The 16707-nt window shown below is 67.7% G+C and carries 19 protein-coding genes; 14 read left to right on the forward strand and 5 right to left on the reverse strand.

Annotated features, from left to right (window positions below):
* Positions 1-239: 239 nt before the first annotated feature.
* Positions 240-488: a hypothetical protein gene (locus tag AC3A5K_RS14635; RefSeq protein WP_487618285.1), complete on the forward strand. Its 249-nt coding sequence runs from the start codon at positions 240-242 to the stop codon at positions 486-488.
* A 93-nt stretch (positions 489-581) separates the two neighbouring features.
* Positions 582-872 (forward strand): hypothetical protein, encoded by a 291-nt coding sequence (locus AC3A5K_RS14640; RefSeq protein ID WP_487618286.1) that lies wholly within the window; start codon positions 582-584, stop codon positions 870-872.
* Positions 873-1136: 264 nt separating this feature from the next.
* On the opposite strand, the gene AC3A5K_RS14645 is transcribed toward AC3A5K_RS14640, so the two are convergent.
* Positions 1137-2222, reverse strand: coding sequence for a tetratricopeptide repeat protein (locus AC3A5K_RS14645; RefSeq protein ID WP_487618287.1), 1086 nt, complete (start codon positions 2220-2222; stop codon positions 1137-1139).
* 606 nt (positions 2223-2828) lie between these two features.
* Between AC3A5K_RS14645 and AC3A5K_RS14650 the strand changes: the two genes are divergently transcribed.
* The 10 genes from AC3A5K_RS14650 (at position 2829) to AC3A5K_RS14695 (ending at position 8252) form a co-directional block, all read left to right on the forward strand.
* Positions 2829-3248, forward strand: coding sequence for a hypothetical protein (locus tag AC3A5K_RS14650; RefSeq protein ID WP_487618288.1), 420 nt, complete (start codon positions 2829-2831; stop codon positions 3246-3248).
* 90 nt (positions 3249-3338) lie between these two features.
* On the forward strand, positions 3339-3506 hold the full coding sequence (locus tag AC3A5K_RS14655) for a hypothetical protein (protein ID WP_487618289.1): 168 nt from the start codon (positions 3339-3341) through the stop codon (positions 3504-3506).
* Positions 3507-3653: 147 nt separating this feature from the next.
* Positions 3654-3998: a winged helix-turn-helix transcriptional regulator gene (locus tag AC3A5K_RS14660; RefSeq protein WP_487618290.1), complete on the forward strand. Its 345-nt coding sequence runs from the start codon at positions 3654-3656 to the stop codon at positions 3996-3998.
* 133 nt (positions 3999-4131) lie between these two features.
* On the forward strand, positions 4132-4671 hold the full coding sequence (locus AC3A5K_RS14665) for a DUF1697 domain-containing protein (RefSeq protein WP_487618291.1): 540 nt from the start codon (positions 4132-4134) through the stop codon (positions 4669-4671).
* An 82-nt stretch (positions 4672-4753) separates the two neighbouring features.
* Positions 4754-4972 carry a polyprenyl synthetase gene (locus AC3A5K_RS14670; RefSeq protein ID WP_487618292.1) on the forward strand — a complete coding sequence of 73 codons (219 nt, stop codon included), beginning with the start codon at positions 4754-4756 and terminating at the stop codon, positions 4970-4972.
* Positions 4973-5001: 29 nt separating this feature from the next.
* Entirely contained in the window at positions 5002-5382 is a 381-nt protein-coding gene (locus AC3A5K_RS14675; RefSeq protein ID WP_487618293.1) for a GFA family protein, read from the forward strand.
* Between the two features lie 165 nt (positions 5383-5547).
* Complete coding sequence (locus AC3A5K_RS14680; protein WP_487618294.1) at positions 5548-5952, forward strand: hypothetical protein; 405 nt, start codon at positions 5548-5550, stop codon at positions 5950-5952.
* A gap of 80 nt (positions 5953-6032) precedes the next feature.
* Positions 6033-6449, forward strand: a complete 417-nt coding sequence (locus AC3A5K_RS14685) for a DUF1801 domain-containing protein (protein ID WP_487618295.1) — start codon at positions 6033-6035, stop codon at positions 6447-6449.
* 97 nt (positions 6450-6546) lie between these two features.
* Positions 6547-7659 (forward strand): catalase family peroxidase, encoded by a 1113-nt coding sequence (locus AC3A5K_RS14690; protein ID WP_487618296.1) that lies wholly within the window; start codon positions 6547-6549, stop codon positions 7657-7659.
* On the forward strand, positions 7656-8252 hold the full coding sequence (locus AC3A5K_RS14695; protein WP_487618297.1) for a cytochrome b: 597 nt from the start codon (positions 7656-7658) through the stop codon (positions 8250-8252). Before AC3A5K_RS14690 ends, AC3A5K_RS14695 begins: the two co-directional genes overlap by 4 nt.
* A gap of 22 nt (positions 8253-8274) precedes the next feature.
* Here AC3A5K_RS14695 and AC3A5K_RS14700 read toward each other — a convergent pair whose 3' ends face one another.
* From AC3A5K_RS14700 to AC3A5K_RS14710, 3 genes are all read right to left on the reverse strand, one after another.
* Entirely contained in the window at positions 8275-8784 is a 510-nt protein-coding gene (locus tag AC3A5K_RS14700) for a nuclear transport factor 2 family protein (protein WP_487618298.1), read from the reverse strand.
* Positions 8785-8915: 131 nt separating this feature from the next.
* The gene (locus AC3A5K_RS14705; RefSeq protein ID WP_487618451.1) at positions 8916-9248 is read right to left on the reverse strand and encodes an Atu4866 domain-containing protein; all 333 of its coding nucleotides are present in this window, start codon (positions 9246-9248) and stop codon (positions 8916-8918) included.
* Positions 9249-9319: 71 nt separating this feature from the next.
* Positions 9320-10054, reverse strand: coding sequence for an SDR family oxidoreductase (locus tag AC3A5K_RS14710; protein WP_487618299.1), 735 nt, complete (start codon positions 10052-10054; stop codon positions 9320-9322).
* A gap of 159 nt (positions 10055-10213) precedes the next feature.
* On the opposite strand from AC3A5K_RS14710, the gene AC3A5K_RS14715 reads away from it, so the two are divergent.
* Entirely contained in the window at positions 10214-11116 is a 903-nt protein-coding gene (locus tag AC3A5K_RS14715; protein WP_487618300.1) for an AraC family transcriptional regulator, read from the forward strand.
* Positions 11117-11257: 141 nt separating this feature from the next.
* On the opposite strand, the gene AC3A5K_RS14720 is transcribed toward AC3A5K_RS14715, so the two are convergent.
* Positions 11258-14050, reverse strand: a complete 2793-nt coding sequence (locus AC3A5K_RS14720) for a TonB-dependent receptor (protein ID WP_487618301.1) — start codon at positions 14048-14050, stop codon at positions 11258-11260.
* Positions 14051-14587: 537 nt separating this feature from the next.
* Between AC3A5K_RS14720 and htpG the strand changes: the two genes are divergently transcribed.
* Positions 14588-16489 (forward strand): molecular chaperone HtpG, encoded by a 1902-nt coding sequence (htpG, locus tag AC3A5K_RS14725; protein WP_487618302.1) that lies wholly within the window; start codon positions 14588-14590, stop codon positions 16487-16489.
* Positions 16490-16707: the final 218 nt, after the last annotated feature.

The raw sequence follows: 16707 nt of genomic DNA on the forward strand, positions 1-16707 counted from the left end.
TGGGTGCGATTGGACGTGGTTTGCGCAGAGTGTTAGATATACCCAGGCAGATCGCGCGTGCCTATCGTCGTTCGCTGTTGTTTTGAGATGAGGACCGGTTGATCGATGCGCCAGCGCTGCGACTTGCCGCCTCTAGTGTGAGACGGACAAGTTGCTTGAATCTATGTGGAGTCGTTGCCGGACTTCCACGTTGATCACCAGCGATACTGAAGTCATAAAATCTTTTGTTGGAGGGAATCATGAAGAAGATTGTGTTGTGCGCAGCCGCGTTGATTGGCACGCAATTCGCGTTCGCTAGCGATGTTGAGCAAAAAGCGGAACCGGAGGAGCGGAAGCAGGTCTGCACACGAGAGAAGCCTGTAGGCACCAACCGGCCGGTTCGCGTTTGCAGGGACGCAGAGGCAGCCCAAGAGATGGGCGACCGGACGCGTGATGCCTATGAAACGATGCTGAGACAACGTTACATGCCGCCGGAGGCTCGGCCCTGACCGGAGTCGCCTTGAAAGCGTCTAGTGGCAAGAAATGGCGGTGCTAATCCGCATTTCGCAGGGCGAACCTTTGGTGTGGATCTTGAGGTTGGTATGGCAGGTTTGAAGCGTTTTGTTCTTGGATCAATTGCGACGCTCCCTCCGACCGCCGCAGCGAGTACATCGGGGCACACTGCCCCGATTTCAGTTGGAACCGGTGTTTCCGCGATCTGGATTCTTGCGAACATCAGTTACGCCGGAATGCGGGCGCAAGGCAGCCAAAGCTATGGCTGGCGGACCGTGGCTTTCATATTCGGCTTTCCCGGCACGCTTGTCAGTCTGCTGGTGGTGCCGGCAGGCGGAGAGCGGGCCTATGGCATCGATCTTCCTCGGCGCAAATTTTGAAGTGGATATAGACGTACCGATCTCCGCGGCGATCTAGCAATACCGATGTCTGGACAGAAACCAGTTTCGTTTCATGCCGGGATGCGGAAAGATGATCAGGCCTCAGCGACTGCGAAGGTTGCATCCTCATCGAAGCAGGGCGGAGTGACGCAGCGGCAGAAGATCCACACATGTGTTCGCAACGCGGCCGTTGCTGCGCGCCGAGCAACGCCGTCCGTCGACGCGGCCGGAATCACGCAGTGCACTCGATCTGCCGCGCCGATGCTATCGGCGTGCTACGGATAGCAGCAGATCGAGCTTCGCCTGGTAGAACGCGCCGCTGCCTGCGTCTGCGCGCTTGCGCGCCTGTGTCAGCGCCCGGATCGCCTGGCGCGTATCGCCCTGTTGCAACAGGACGCGGGCGAGCGCGAAGTGGAAGCGATGTTCGGCCGGAAGGAGTCGCACCGCGCGACGGTAGTGGTCGACGGCAGTCCGATAGTCGCCCGCCCCTTCGGCCTGATGACCGGCCATGAAGTGATGGAACGGATCGCGCGCGAGCACACGCGCGCTGCGCGCGCGCAGCTGCTGTGCACGGTCTGCGTGACCCTGGCGTTCGTACAGCTGCGCCAGGTTGGCCAGCGCGCCGAGGTGATCGGACTCAAGGGCGAGCGCGGCGCGGTAATGGCGCTCCGCGCCCGGCATGTCACCGCTGTGCAGGGCCACGACGCCCGCGTTGTTCAACCCACCCGGTGATCCCGGATCCAGTTCAAGCGAGATCGCCATGTACGGTGCGGCGTCGAGGTAGTTGCCGGCGATGGCGAAGTCCATGGCGCGGTTGCTGTAGTACATGGCCAGCAACACGTCGTCGCTGATCGGATCGGGCGATGTGCGCGTCAGGATGTCGTTCGACGCGACATCGATCGTGTAGCGCCGCTGCTGCACACGCACGCCCGTGTTGACGTGGTTGGAGCGCACGAGATGCAGGTTCTCCTGCCGCCACGACAACACCTCGTCGATGTGGTGGGCCTGCGCTTCGAGCCCGACTTCGCGGGCGAGCGCCAGCGTGAGCATCGTGAAGGTCAGGCAGTTCGCCTTGCGCGTGCGATAGGCCTGCTCGACGGTCAGCGTCGCCGTGTGGTCGTACGCCATCCCGAGGCCGCTTTCTGGATCGAACAGGAAGGTCATCAACAGATCGAGCCGCGCCTGTGGCGACGTGCTGCGATCGGACACCGCATGCCGCAGGGCATCCTGCAGCTCCGGCGGAATCGCCATGACCTGCGATGGCGGCGGCGGCGTGTCGTCCGAGGCCATCGCCGACATCGGCGCCAGGCCGAGAATCAACAGAACTGCCGTGAGATACCAGACGCGCATATGCGTACCTCTCTTCACTGCGTGCCGCAGGCCGCGATGTCGAGTCTAGACCTGCTGGTTCCGTCGCTGCCGCAGTCCGGTGGCGATCCGACGGACGGTCTGCCACGCCGTGTCAGCGACGCCTGCATCCGCTACCGGCCCGAAGCCCCGTACGCGTTGACCGGATTTTTGCACCGATGCGCGTCTGGCAGGCGGTGCGGACGATAGCGGGTCTAGGCACTGTGTCGGGCGCTGGACGCGTCGGTCCAGCCGTGCTGAACTTTCGCTCCGCGGATCTATACCGAGAAGGACGCTTCATGCGTTGCATCCCTGCGATCCTGCTCGAAGCGCCGTCGACCCGAGGCGCACTTGCCTCAAGCGCCAGCGGCGTGCGGCAATTGCCGCCCCCTGGCGCTCCGTGGAATGAAGCAGCAGCAGGCGCCAGGCTTCCGGACGTGTTCGGCGCTGGCGCGTGTTCGCGCGCCTCGCGCGCACGCGCTCGCCGCAGGCCCAGTGTGTGCAACGCGTTTCGAGCAGGACGCACCGTAAGTATGCGGACACCGGAAGCGGACGGCGGCCCGCCCGGAGCATTTGCAAACTCACTCAGCCCTGCGGGCGGCGCCGAAGATGACCATCGATGACAGAAGCGGTGACGACAAGTTCGCAGAACTTTTCGATCACTTCCGGGAGTCCTTCTTGTCGGGATTGGAAGCTGCGTGCGCTGCGCTGCAGACCTGTGAGTTCCGAGCCTGTGATATCGAAGGGCGACCGCTGGCCTGGGTATGGAGCGACGCGGACTTCGGGCACTCCGGCCGAATCGGCACACTGAGCGATGCGAAAGCGTTCGCAAACGCAATGATCAACCAGGGGATGTTCTTCGCATACGCAAAATGTGCGCAGGACGGCGCCGGCACGATCTGGTTGACGACCTGGGAGGCGCCTGACGAAGGACCGGTCTGGCCGGAGCACGTCCCCATGAGTGAAGCTGAATCCTGGGACGGCATTCCGCATGAAGCGCTCGCGTTGGTCCGGCGCGATGTCAGCTAGACGCAGCACAGCCTGGAGTCGGGTGTCACGAACTGGCGCCTCGCGGACGATCCACAACTGGTCCGCTATTTCGAACGCGAGAACGTGTGGGTGAAGAACTGGGTGCGGGTGATTGATGCGCGAGCAATCGTCACCGACGACCACGGCTGCGAACTCGCATTGTCGGTGTGGGAGGCGAAATTTGGCGGTCAGAACAAGCAGTTTTCCGCTGACGAAATATCGAACGGCGTGTGGGAGTTCGCGCTGCCGAAGCAGTAGTCGCCAAGCTGAGCAAGATCACTCGCGGGCCCCACCAGCTTCCATCACGCGCCTCGCGCCTCATGCGCTGCGCTTGCGCACAAGCTAGACAGTCGGCGAAGCGATTTGCCGTCGCACACACGGAATGGAACAGGAAGTCGCTTCCCCATGACGCAGTCCTACACACCCGAGACCGCCGCGGCCGATGTCGAAGCGGTCTTCAAGCGTCTTGGCGGCCGCTGGAAGCTGCTGATCCTGTTTCACCTGTTCGGTGGCCAGGTGCAGCGCTACTCCGATCTCGAACGGCGGATGCCCGGCATCTCGCAGAAGATGCTGGCCCAGCAGCTGCGACAGCTGGAACGCGACGGCATCGTGCGGCGGCAGGTATATCCGGAGGTGCCGCCGAAGGTGGAGTACCGCCTCACCGACTGGTGCCAGGCGCTGTGTCCCGCGCTCGATGCGCTGTTGCGGTGGGATGCGTTACAGACGACGTCATCCACCGAAGGCGAGTAGGACGCCGCAGCTTCTTCCGCGGGCCCGGCCGGCGCGTTGGGGGGCATCGGCACGGTCGCCTGCGGGTCTCGACGCAGTCGCGCATCCGGTGCACGCTGGCGCGTCGTCATTCGCAAGCCGCAGGCTCGATGCCATGCCCCGTTTCGTCGTCCTCCTGCGTGGCGTCAATGTCGGCAAGGGCAATCGCGTGCCCATGGCAGCGTTCAAGCAGCTGCTCGAAGACCTGGGCTGCACGCAGATCCGCACCCTGCTCAACAGCGGCAATGCGGTGGTCACCGCGCCGGTGCGCGCGACGGCGACATTCGCGCAGACCGTCTCCGACGGACTGTCCGTGCAGCTGGGTGTCTCGACCCCGGTCATCGTCCTCTCGGCGGCGGCGCTGGATCGCATCGTCAGCCAGGCGCCGATGGTGCCGGCCGAATCGGACCACGCGCGGTGCCTCGTGGTGTTCGCGCAGGATCCCGCGACGTTGCGCTTGCTGGAGGATCTGCAGCCGTTGGCGCTCCCGCCGGAACGGCTCTTCGTCACGGCCGACGCCGGCTACCTGAGCTGTCCGGCCGGCCTGCTCGAAAGCCGGGTCGCGCCCGCACTGCTGGGCAAGGCCGGCCGCGCGTTCACGACGCGCAACTGGGGCACGGTACTCAAGCTTCGGGCAGCGCTGGCGCCGACCTGATGCAGGCGCGTCACACGCGCCGATGTCTGCGCGAGGACCCGGTGGCGCACACTACCGCGCCCCAACCCGATCTGGATGTGTCATGGACCTTGAAGCCCTTCTCATCGCGGCGCTGCGCGAAGCCGGCTACGGCCCGGATGCCATCGGCTCGGCGATGCCGCGGATCATCCGCATCCTGCAGGCGGAAGACGTGCGCATCGAAATGGGCCGCAGCCTGTCGCGCAAGGAACGCGAGTACGTGCGCCTGCAGCTGGAGCTGGGCCTCAACGTGTCGGAAGTCGTGGCGGGTCTGAAGAAGTGAGCGATCCCCAGAAAGACGACCACCCTGCGATGCACACCGTCACCGGCACCTGCCACTGCAAGGCCGTCGCGTTCGAAGTCGATCTGATCGACGGCTTCGAGAACATCCGCCGCTGCAACTGCTCGCTGTGCAGCCGCAAGGGCGCGGTAATGGCCGGTGTGACCCTCGACCGCCTGCGCGTGACCCGCGGCGCGGACGTGCTGCGCCTCTACCAGTGGAATACGAAGATCGCGAAGCACTGGTTCTGCAGCGTCTGCGGCATTTACACGCACCACCAGCGCCGCAGCGCGCCGAACGAATACGGCTTCAACCTCGCGTGCATCGAGGGCGTGGATGTCACGACCGTCGGCGAGATCGGGCGCAGCAACGGGGCGGCGCAGAGTCTGGTGGACCCGCAGGCACCCGGGTAAGCGATGCGCCTCGGAGTCGAACGCATGGACTGCGCGCGCCGCGCTGCCTGCCGGCTGCAGCTGCCCGTGGCCTGGGCGCGATCGCGTGCGACTTCGGAAGGCCGGTGCCGCCTGCTAGCATCCGCCCCGCCGCCGCCATTCCGGCGGCGCATGCAGGGGATTGCAATGAAGAACTGGGGACTCGGCGCCGCACTGGCGCTGGCATTGGGGGCGGCTGGCACGACGGCCGCGAACGACGGACAGACGCGCGAAGTCCAGTCGCAGGACGGCTCCTTCACCGGCGAGATCGTCGGCACGGCGGCCGAGGGCAGCAAGTTCGCGCAGCTCGAGATCGGCATGTCGATGCAGGACGTGCAGGAACTGATGGACCGCGCGCCGGACCGCTTCCACACCTACGAATCGGGCAAGCGCTGGATTCCGTTCTACTTCGGCAACGACGCGACGCGCCTGCAGGCGCTGTTCCGCGGCGAGGGCTGCCTGATCTTCACCGGCGGCAACGTCTGGGGCGGCGGCGCGGGCGATCTGATCCAGATCGAGATCGATCCCTCGGGCGCCTGCTACCAGCCCTGACCGGATCAGCGGCCGTGCGTTGAAGCGACGCGCACGGCCGTTCTCATAGGCTGTGGACTCTCCGCACCGGGAGCCACTGCATGACGAAAACCGCTGCCCGCCACGTCACGCCGGCCGACACATCGGCCGCGGTCGACGCGTTCATGGCGACGCTCGACCATCCGCACCGCGACACGATCCAGCGCCTGCGTGTCCTGATCCTGGGCACCGATCGGGCCATCGCCGAAGGCGTGAAGTGGAACGCGCCCAGCTTCCGCACCCAGGACTACTTCGCGACGGTGCATCTGCGCGCGAAGCGCGGCATCGATCTGATCCTGCATCTCGGCGCGAAGGCGCGCGCACTGCCGCTGGGTGGCGTGGCGATCGACGATCCCGATGGCCTGCTGGTCTGGCTGGGCCCGGAGCGCGCCGCGCTGACGCTCGCCGACGGCGATGCGCTGACCGCCCGCGCGGACGCACTGCAGGCCGTGCTGCGGCAGTGGATCGCCTACGTCTGAGCCGTTGTCCGGGGCACGGCACCGCGCGTGACGGACGCGACGCGCGCCACGACACGGCGGGCGTATGCTCGGCCGCAGCCACCTCCGGGACGCCACGATGCCCTCCGTCGATCCGCCGCCGCGCACGCCGGCTGTCCGCCCGTTGGGGGCCTATCTCGCCATCGCCGCGATCATCGCCGCGCTGGCCTTGCTGTTCGCCTGGACCGCGGGCTGGCTGACGCCCGACCGGCTGACGCCCGCGCGCATGACCGATGCGATCGAAGCCACGTCGCCGCAGCCGTATCCGGGCTTCCGCCGCGCGCACGCCAAGGGCGTCTGCGTGGCCGGGCATTTCGAGGGCAGTGCCGCCGCGGCCGCGCTGTCGAAGGCGCGCGTGCTGGCGCCGGAGCGTACGCCGCTCATCGGGCGGATGTCGATCGGGGGCGGCTCGCCCTACGGACTGGATGCCCAGGCACGCGTGCGCAGCATGGCGCTGGTGCTGAAGGGCGACGACGGCCAGGAATGGCGCATGGCGATGAACAGTTTTCCGTTCTTCGGTGTCGGCTCGATCGAGGCCTTCCATGCGCAGACGGTCGCATCCGCGCCCGATCCCGCGACCGGCAAGCCGGATCCGGCGCGCATGGCCGCCTTTGCGGCCGCGCATCCCGAGAGCGCGAAGTTCGCTGCCTGGGCCAAGTCCGCACCGTGGTCGGACAGCTTCGCCAACACGCAGTACAACGGCATCCACGCGTTCCGCTTCGCGGACGCCGATGGCGGCAGCCGCATGGTGCGCTGGGCGATGCGCCCGCAGGCGCCGTTCGTCGAGCTGCCGCAGGCCCAGCGCGAGGCCGCCGCTGACGACTACCTCCAGCAGGAGTTGCAGACGCGTCTGGCCGCCGGGCCGCTGCGCTGGGACATGGTGGCGACCGTCGCCGGCGCCGGTGACGACAGCGCCGATCCCTCGACGCCCTGGCCGGAGGATCGCGAACAGGTGGTGATCGGCACGGTCGTCATCGAACGCGCCGAGCCGCAGGCCACGGGCCCCTGCCGTGATCTGAACTTCGATCCGACCGTGCTGCCGCCCGGTGTCGCCGTGTCCGACGACCCGATCCTCGCCGCACGCGCGGCGGTGTATGCGAGTTCGTTCGACCGCCGCGAGCGTGAGATCGCCAGCGGCCGCGGCGCGCCAGCGACCACCGGCGAACGACCGGCCACGGAGGACGCGCCATGACCGCACCCCGGCATTTCAACGGACTCGCCCGGCTGCTGCACTGGAGCATGTCGGCGATGGTGCTGGCCATGCTGTTCGTCGGCGTTGCCATGGTGGCGTCGATGACCCTGCGCCCCGCGCTGCTCGACCTGCATCGCCCGCTCGGCATCGCGATCCTGCTGCTGGCGGTCGTGCGCCTGGTCAATCGTCTGCGGCACCGGCCGCCGCCGCTGCCGGCGGACCTGCCGCGCTGGCAGGTGCTGGCCGCGCATGCCTCGCACTGGCTGCTGTACGCACTGCTGTTCGCGATGCCGCTGATCGGCTGGGCGATGGTCTCGGCCGCCGGCAATCCGGTGGTGCTGTGGTCCGGCTTCGCGCTGCCGGCGATCGCGCCACACGACCCGGGCGTCTACACGGTGTTGCGCAGTGCGCATGCGTGGCTGGCGCGGCTGCTGTTCGCGACCGTGCTGATGCATCTCGCCGCTGCGCTGTTCCATGCCTGGGTGCGGCGCGATGGCGTGTTCGAATCGATGGCGCGCGGTCCGTCGCGGCCGGAACGCGGCGTCACGTCGCCGCCACGCGCGACGCCGCATCCCGACACGCGCGGCACCTGAGCGCCGCGCGGTCCGTGCGGACTCAGTTCCGGGCAGTCGCGCGCTGCAGCACCGCGTCGTAGGCGGGCAGGTCGAGGAAGGCGATGACTTCGGCGACCTCGCCATCGCGCATCGTGAAGATCCACAGATAGCTGTTGCGGTACGGCGTGCCGTCGCGCAGCGCCGTCGCGCCGTCCCAGTAGATCAGCACGTCGTCACCGTCGCTCCAGATCCGCTGCACGGTCGGCACCAGCGGTGCGGCGAGTGCGGCGGCGAACGGCGCCACCGCATCGTCGAGAAACGCCAGGCGTCCGCGATGCGTCTGCGCCGAGGGGCCGGAGCCCTTGATCGTCCACACCACGTCCGCTGCCAGCAGGTCGAACACCTGGCCGTCGCCGCGTGACCAGGCGTCGAACGCCTCGGTCACCAGGGCGTGGTTGCGGGTTTCGGTCGCGCTGCGCGTCTGTGCGGAGGCGATGAGGGGGCAGGCGAGCAGGAGTGCGAGCAGAAGGGACGACAGGCGGCGGATGGAGCGTCGGTGGGCATGATGCATGGGGCACCTCGAGGGCATGAGAAGAAGGGCGCGCGCAGCGGCGCGGGACTCAATGCGCGTGTGCAGCGGCGTTGCAGATGCGCTGCGGCGACTCGCGGTTGGCGGCCGATGTCGCCCCGCGCTGGACGACGTCACGGCGCGCGCCGGAACAGCACCATGCCGGCGTGATGCAGTTCGTCGACATTGACGAACACGCCGTCGGCGGTGAATCCGGTGTCGTCCACGTAATCGATCCGGTTGCCCTCGACGACGTAGCGGCCGCGGTAGGCGCTTTCGCGGGTGCCGCGGGCCTCGTCGTAGCGACCGTTCGCCAGCAACTGGTGACGGATCACGCCGTCGGCGGTGACCCACATGCCGACATAGGGATGCCCGGCAGCCTCGCGGTCCGATGCCTGCGCCGGCATCTGCGCCTGGGGGACATGCGCCGCGGCGCTGCCCGTGTGCAGCAGCAGGGCACCGGTCATGCCGAGGGCGCCGACCAGCTGCGCCGACAACGCCGGCGCCGGCGCGCCCGTATCGCGACGTCCGCCGCCGCTCACCACGCCACCGCCGTCGGCCGGATGAGGATCTCGCTGGTGTCGACGTCCTCGGGCTGCTCGATCGCGAACCGGATCGCGCGGGCCACCGCATCGGGGGAGATGGTGACGCGTCGATAGTCCGCCATGCCTGCGCGCGCGGTGGGATCGGAAATGCTGTCGGCCAGTTCGGACTCGGTCACGCCGGGCGAGATGATCGTCACCCGCACGCGGTCCTCTTCCTGGCGCAGGCCTTCGGAGATCGCGCGCACCGCGTACTTGGTCGCGCAGTAGACCGCGGCCGTCGGCGACACCGTGTGGCCGCCGGTCGAGGCGACGTTGATGATGTGACCGCTGCCGCGGCTGCGCATGCCGGGCAGCGCGGCGGCGATGCCGTACAGCACGCCCTTGATGTTGACGTCGACCATGCGGTCCCATTCGTCGACCTTGCCGGCCGACAGCGCCGACAAGGGCATGACGCCCGCGTTGTTGACGATCACGTCGACCCGGCCGAACTCGGCGACCGCAGCGTCGACGAACTGCTGCACGGCCTCGCGCCGGGTGACGTCCAGCGTGTGCGCCCGGGCGGTACCGCCATTGCCTTCGATGTCGGCGACCAGTGCGTCGAGGCGGTCGCGACGGCGTGCGCCCAGCACGACCTTGGCGCCGGTTTCGGCCAGCAGTCGCGCGGCGGCGGCGCCGATGCCGCTGCTGGCGCCGGTGATGAGGATGACCTTGTCTGCGAGCGAAGTCATGCGTGTCTCCTGGGGTGGCGGGCCGGACATCCGGCCTGGTGTCACGGTCCCATCGGGGCCCGGTCCGGGGGTAGCACGGACCGCCGGATTGCTTGCACGATCCTCCGGGTCGGCCTCTTGGCGCTTGCAGCTCCGGCCGCACCATGGGACAACGCCTGCATGCTCGACACCTCGGAAATTGCCGCGCTGATCGCGCGCCACGCACCTGGCGAAGGCTTGCGGCCCTGCCGCCTGCCGCGGGTCATGCTGATACGATCCAGCGCCACCACCGAACCCGTGCATGCGGTCTACGAAGCCTCGCTGTGCCTGGTCGCGCAGGGCCGCAAGCAGGTCACGGTCGGCGAGCGCACCCTGGTCTACGAGCCGGCGACCTGCCTGGTGTGCGCGGTGGAGCTGCCGGTCGTGGGCACGGTGGTCACCGCCAGCCCCGAGGCGCCCTATCTGAGCGTGCAGCTGGTGTTCGATCCCGAAGTGCTGGGCGAACTGGCGCTGCGGATGCCGGCACCGGCGACCGGCGCGTCCCGTCCGGAGCCCGGCGCGGGTCTCGTGCTGGGACGCGTCACCCGGGAACTGCTGGATGCGACCACCCGCCTGCTGCGCCTGCTGGACACGCCCGACGACATCGACACGCTGGCCCCACTGATTGAACGAGAACTCCTGTACCGGCTGCTGTGCGGTGACCAGGGCGACACGATGCGACGCATCGCCAGCGCCGACAGCCGCCTGTCGCGCATCGGCCATGCGATCGCCTGGCTCAAGACCCACTACGCCGCGCCGTGCAGCGTGCAGGCGCTGGCCGACGCCGCGCGGATGAGCCCGTCGACGTTCCACCAGCATTTCCGCGAAGCCACCGCGATGTCGCCCTTGCAGTACCGCAACCAGCTGCGGCTGCAGGCCGCGCGCAATCTGATGCTGGGTGAAGGCCTGGATGCGGCGACCGCGGGCTTCCGCGTCGGCTATGAAAGTCCCTCGCAGTTCAGCCGCGAATACGCGCGCTGTTTCGGCGCGCCACCTTCGCGCGATGTGCGCCAGCTGCGCGGCGACGTGGCGATCGCGTCCTGAGCGCAGCGTGCGTGGCACATCGGGCCGCGTGCTCGCGGCGACGATGCATCTCTTGAACGTCGAAGGCGCCACGCACACGCGCGGGCCCCGGACACGACAACGCCGCGGCAGGACCGGGGCGTGTCGGGTACCGCGTGCCGCTCAGTCGAACTTGAACTTCGCGCCGACCGTGAAGTAGCGGCCGATCGCACCGCTGAAATCCATCGGGTTGTAGTTGATCGCGCCATAGGTCAGCGGATCGAGCGGCGCGATGCGGTCGGTGACGTTGTTGACCGAGCCGAACAGCTCCAGGTGCTCGGTCGGCATCCAGCGCGCCGACAGATCGATGGTGTAGAACGACGCGAGTTCGCAGCCGCGCGGGGCATCGTCGCCGTTGGCGAATCCGTTCGCGCAGTCGGTCTCGCTGGCCTCGGTGATGTTGCGCATGCTGTCGCGCCAGTTCACCACGCTGCTGACCGCGAATGCATCCATTTCCCAGGTCGCGCCGAAGTTCGCCTTGTTCTTCGGCGTGCCGATGCAGTTGGTCACGTCGCAGTTGCCGTGCGTGCCGGCGAACTCGTAGGTCGAACCGTCGAGGTCCTGGCGCTCGAAGGTGCTGATGTGGGTGAACTGCAGATCCAGCCGCAGGCTGCCGGCTTCGCCCAGATCGACGCGCTGTTCCATGTCGACGTCGAAGCCTTCGACCGTCGTCGACGAGGCGTTCTCGTAGCCCACCAGCACCGCGAGGATCGAACCGCTGCCCGGCGTGCCGGGGATCTCGTTGGTGCCGCGCACGACGTTGTCGCCGCCCGCCGCGATCGCCGCATCGGCGCTGCCGCCGAAGATCTCGTCGGTGCGCTTGATGCGGAAGGCATCGAACGCCAGCGAGCCACCGGTCCACGGCGACAGCACGATGCCGACCGTGGTGCTCTTCGACTCCTCGGGCTGCAGGTCGGGATTGGGCGAGGTGATCAGCGCGATCGGACCCGCATCGCAATCCTGCGGCTCGTTGCCGGGCGCCGCGCAGCGCACCGGATCGACCGCCGTGCTGAAGGCCGCTAGGCCACCGGTGCCGGCTTCGGCGGGGTTCGGTGCGCGGAAGCCTTCGGCATAGGTGCCGCGCAGCGCGATCCAGTCGGTGGGTGACCACTTCACGCCGACCTTGGGTGTGGTGGCGGTATCGCCGCCGTCGTACTTGTCCACGCGCAAGGCGCCGGTCAGTTCCAGGCTTTCGAGCACCGGCGCCTGCAGTTCGACGTAGGCGCTGGCGACCTTCTCCACACCGCCGTAGGCCGAATAGCCGAGGCCGATGATGTCGCCCTGGTCGGTGAAGGTCTGCGGGGTCAGCAGCACGGACTGGCGCCGGTACTCGGCGCCGATCGCGAGTCCCAGCGCACCGCCCGACAGGTCCATCAGCGACCGGTTCACCTTGGCATCGAAGATGTCGAGGCGTGTACGGCCGGCAGCGCTGATCCGCGGCGAGATGAAGTCGTACAGCGCCTGCGAGTTCTGGCCGCCGTTGTCGCCGATGCGCCAGTAGCCGACCGGGCTGTCCGGATCCTCGAGCGCGGTCTTGACCCGGCTGTACTGCAGAAAGCCGGTGCGTTCGTTGGTGAGATCGGTGCCCGAGTGCAGATAGCCCACGTCGTAGTCCCACTCGCCGTAGGTACCCTTGAAGCCGAGCAGCAGGCGCACGAAGCGGCTGTCGTTGTAGGTCACGCGCGGGCCGACGTCGAACGCGGTGTAGCGCAGGCGGTTCGCGGTGCCGGGATACGGATTGTCCGGATGGCCGGGGCCGAGCACGGTGGCGCCCGGGCCGGGATCGCTGGCGTTGACCGGCCCGCCGGGGAAGCCCCAGGCACCGGATACGCCCGACGGCGTGTTCTGGAACGTCGTCTGCTTGCTGGCGATGCCCAGCTCCATGTACAGCTCGGAGGTGTCGCCGACCGCGAACGCGGCGCGCGAGAAGAAGTTGATGTACTCCTCCTGGGGCGAGAGGTCGCGGAACTGCGCGACATCCCACAGGCAGCCGCCCGCCGGATCCTGCGGGGTCACGTCGGACAGCGCCGCGCAGCCCGGCAGCGATTCGAACAGGCCCGTATTCGGGTTTTCGATCGCGCCGCTGGGACCGCCGCCGGCGCCGGTGCCGCCACCGGTGATGCGCCCGGGCAGATTGGTGCCGATCGCGTAGCCGTATGGACGAAGGTCGCCCGTGCCGATCCATTTGCGGTTGCGGCGGTCGCGGACGCGGATCGCATCGGTCTTCGCCGCTTCGATGCTGACGAACACGTTGTAGCCGTCCTCGGCGAGGCTGCCGGTGCCGGCAGTGAGCGAGACCTTGGGCTGGTCGCCACCGCCGTCCCCGGACCAGCCGTAGGACGCCGTTGCGATCGCGCCGGTGAAATCGCGGCGCAGGATGACGTTGACCACGCCGGCGATCGCGTCGGAGCCGTAGATCGAGGAGGCGCCGTCCTTCAGCACCTCGATCCGCTCGACCGCATCCAGCGGAATGGTGCTCAGGTCGGTGAACACCTTCTGGCCGTCGTCGGCCAGGCCGAACGGCGCCATGCGGCGGCCGTTGAGCAGCACCAGCGTGGAGCCGGCGCCAAGGCCGCGCAGCGAGATCGCCGAGCCGCCGCCCGCGAAGCCGTTGCCGAAACTCTTGGGCACCGAGCCGGCGCCATCGACCGACAGGCTCTGCAGGTACTCGCCGACCGTGGTCTTGCCGGTGCGGTCGATCTGGTCGCGGGAGATCACCTGGACCGGTGAGGCGGTCTCGGTATCGGTCCGCGGGATATTGGACCCGGTCACGGTGATGCGATCCAGGTTGGTGGGCTGCTCGCTGCTCTGCGCCAGCGCCGCCATCGGCAGGGCCATGGCACACAGCGCGGCGGGGACGGCGAGGCTGAGACGGGTGCGATGCACCCGGCAGCGGGAGGCGGTGAAAGCGGTCATGACGGTGTCACCTCGTGACGATGGACCAGCGCGAAAGGGCAACTGCGGAATCGATCCACGTCCGATGTCGAGCGACTGCGCGCAGTTAAAGTTTGGTTAACGTCACGAGTGCGTGACGACGTGCTATTAAGAAATCGCGCTAAACAACTGATTCAACTGGAGTTAATCGCGACCGCAATTCAGCAATCTGAGTGCGGTTCAGACGTCGCCCCTCGTTCTGGCGGCGGCATGGATCGGGATGGAATGCCTCTCCGCCCTTGAACGCCTGACCGGCAGGGGTGAAAGCCCCGACCCGGCGCGTACGGAGATGCCGGCAGGGCGACGGGACAGACGCCGCAGCCGGAGGTGCCTGGCAACCGATGCGGATCGCTCATCACGAATCATCTGCCACGCCTCGACGTGGTCTCGCGGTAGCTCGACCGCCGGCCCGGGGGGCGCGCCTCCGAATGGCCATACGGAATCGGCCGCCGGCTTGATTCCGCGCCATCGACACCTATATCGACGGCTCGCATCACCGCCACATGGACGCCGTACGCAATGACCGCACCCGCCGAAACCCGCAAGTTCGAAGCCGAAGTCGCCCAGGTCCTGCATCTGGTCACGCACTCGCTCTATTCGCACAAGGAGATCTTCCTGCGCGAACTGATCTCCAATGCCTCCGATGCCTGCGACAAGCTGCGCTTCGAATCGATCGCCAATCCCGACCTGCTGGCCGGCGACAGCGAACTGCACATCGACGTCAGCTGGGACAAGGCCGCGCGCACGGTGACCATCCGCGACACCGGCATCGGCATGCACCGCGACGACGTCATCGCCAACATCGGCACCATCGCCAGCTCCGGTACGCGCCGTTTCCTCGAAGCGATGAGCGGCGAGCAGAAAGCCGACGCGCGCCTGATCGGCCAGTTCGGCGTGGGCTTCTATTCGGCCTTCGTCGTCGCCGACCGCGTGACCGTGCTCACCCGCCACGCGGACGCCGCGCCCGAGGCCGGCGTGAAGTGGGAGAGCGACGGTCGCGGCGAGTATTCGCTGGACACCGTCACCCTGCCCGAGCGCGGCACCACCGTCGTGCTGCACCTCAAGGCTGACGAGGACGAATTCCTCGACGGCTGGAAGCTGCGCTCGCTGGTGCGCAAGTATTCCGACCACGTCGCGTTTCCGATCCGCATGCCCAAGGACGCGCCGTCGCCCGAAGACGGCGAGGACGCCCCCAAGGCCGACGCCGCGCCCGAGTGGGAAACCGCGAACGACGCATCCGCGCTGTGGACCAAGCCGAAGTCCGAGATCAGCGACGCGGAGTACCAGAACTTCTACAAAGCGCTTGGTCACGACTTCAACGACGCGGCTGCGTGGACGCACAACCGCGTCGAAGGCAGCCAGAGCTTCACCACGCTGCTGTACCTGCCGTCGCAGCCGCCGTTCGACCTGATGATGGGCGGGCGCGACGAGCGCAAGGGTCTGAAGCTCTACATCAAGCGCGTGTTCGTCATGGACGCGGCCGAAGAACTGCTGCCGAACTATCTGCGTTTCGTGCGCGGTGTCGTCGATGCCGACGACCTGCCGCTCAACGTGAGCCGCGAACTGCTGCAGCACAACCGCCAGCTCGAGCGCATCAAGGGCGCCTGCGTGAAGCGTGTGCTCGACATGATCGAGAAGCTGGCGCGCGACGACGCCGACGCATTCGCCGCGTTCCACAAGGCCTTCGGCAACACGCTCAAAGAAGGCATCGTCGAAGACGCGACCAACCGCGAACGCATCGCGAAGATCCTGCGCTTCGCATCGACCAAGGGTGATGGCGCCGCGCAGACCGTCTCGCTGGACGACTACGTTGGCCGCATGGCCGTCGGCCAGGACACGATCTGGTACATCACCGCCGACGGCTACAAGGCCGCCGCCGGCAGCCCGCAGCTCGAAGCCTTCCGCGCGAAGGACATCGAAGTGCTGCTGATGTTCGACCGCATCGACGAATGGATGCTCGGCAACCTGCACGAGTACGCCGGCAAGTCGATGAAGAACGTCGCCAAGGGCGAGCTGCCGCTCGACGCCGCCGACAAGGCCAAGCAGGAGGCGGCCTCGAAAGAAGCCGCACCGCTGGTCGAGCGCATCAAGGGCCTGCTCGGCGATCGCGTCGGCGAGGTCCGCGTGTCCGCGCGCCTGACCGATTCGCCGTCCTGCCTCGCGCTGGCCGACTACGAGATGGCCCCGCACCTCGCCCGTCTGCTGCGCGAAGCCGGCCAGGCCGTGCCCGACAATGCGCCAACGCTGGAGATCAATCCGCAGCACGCGCTGCTGACGCGCATCGCCGGCGAGACCGACGACGCGAAGGCCACCGATCTGGCGACCCTGCTGCTGGAACAGGCCGAGATCACCGCCGGCGCACCGCTGGCCGATCCGGCCGCGTTCGTGCAGCGCATGAACCGGGTGCTGCTGGGCAGCTGATCAAACCGCGCTTGGTCCATCACGATCCGGCTGCAGGCGCCCGATAGCGCCTGCAGCCTTGTGCGGATCGACGCCTGCGCACTGCGGACGGTGCGACGACACAGACGCGCGCGTGGGCGCCACGCGCAGCGCGTTGCGCGATCACGATCGGCAAGCAATCAGACATCAGCGCGCGTCGCCGTGCGTCGCGTCGCGTCGCGCGACGCCATCATCTCCTC

The sequence above is a fragment of the Luteimonas sp. Soil_C_5 genome, from assembly GCF_057656615.1.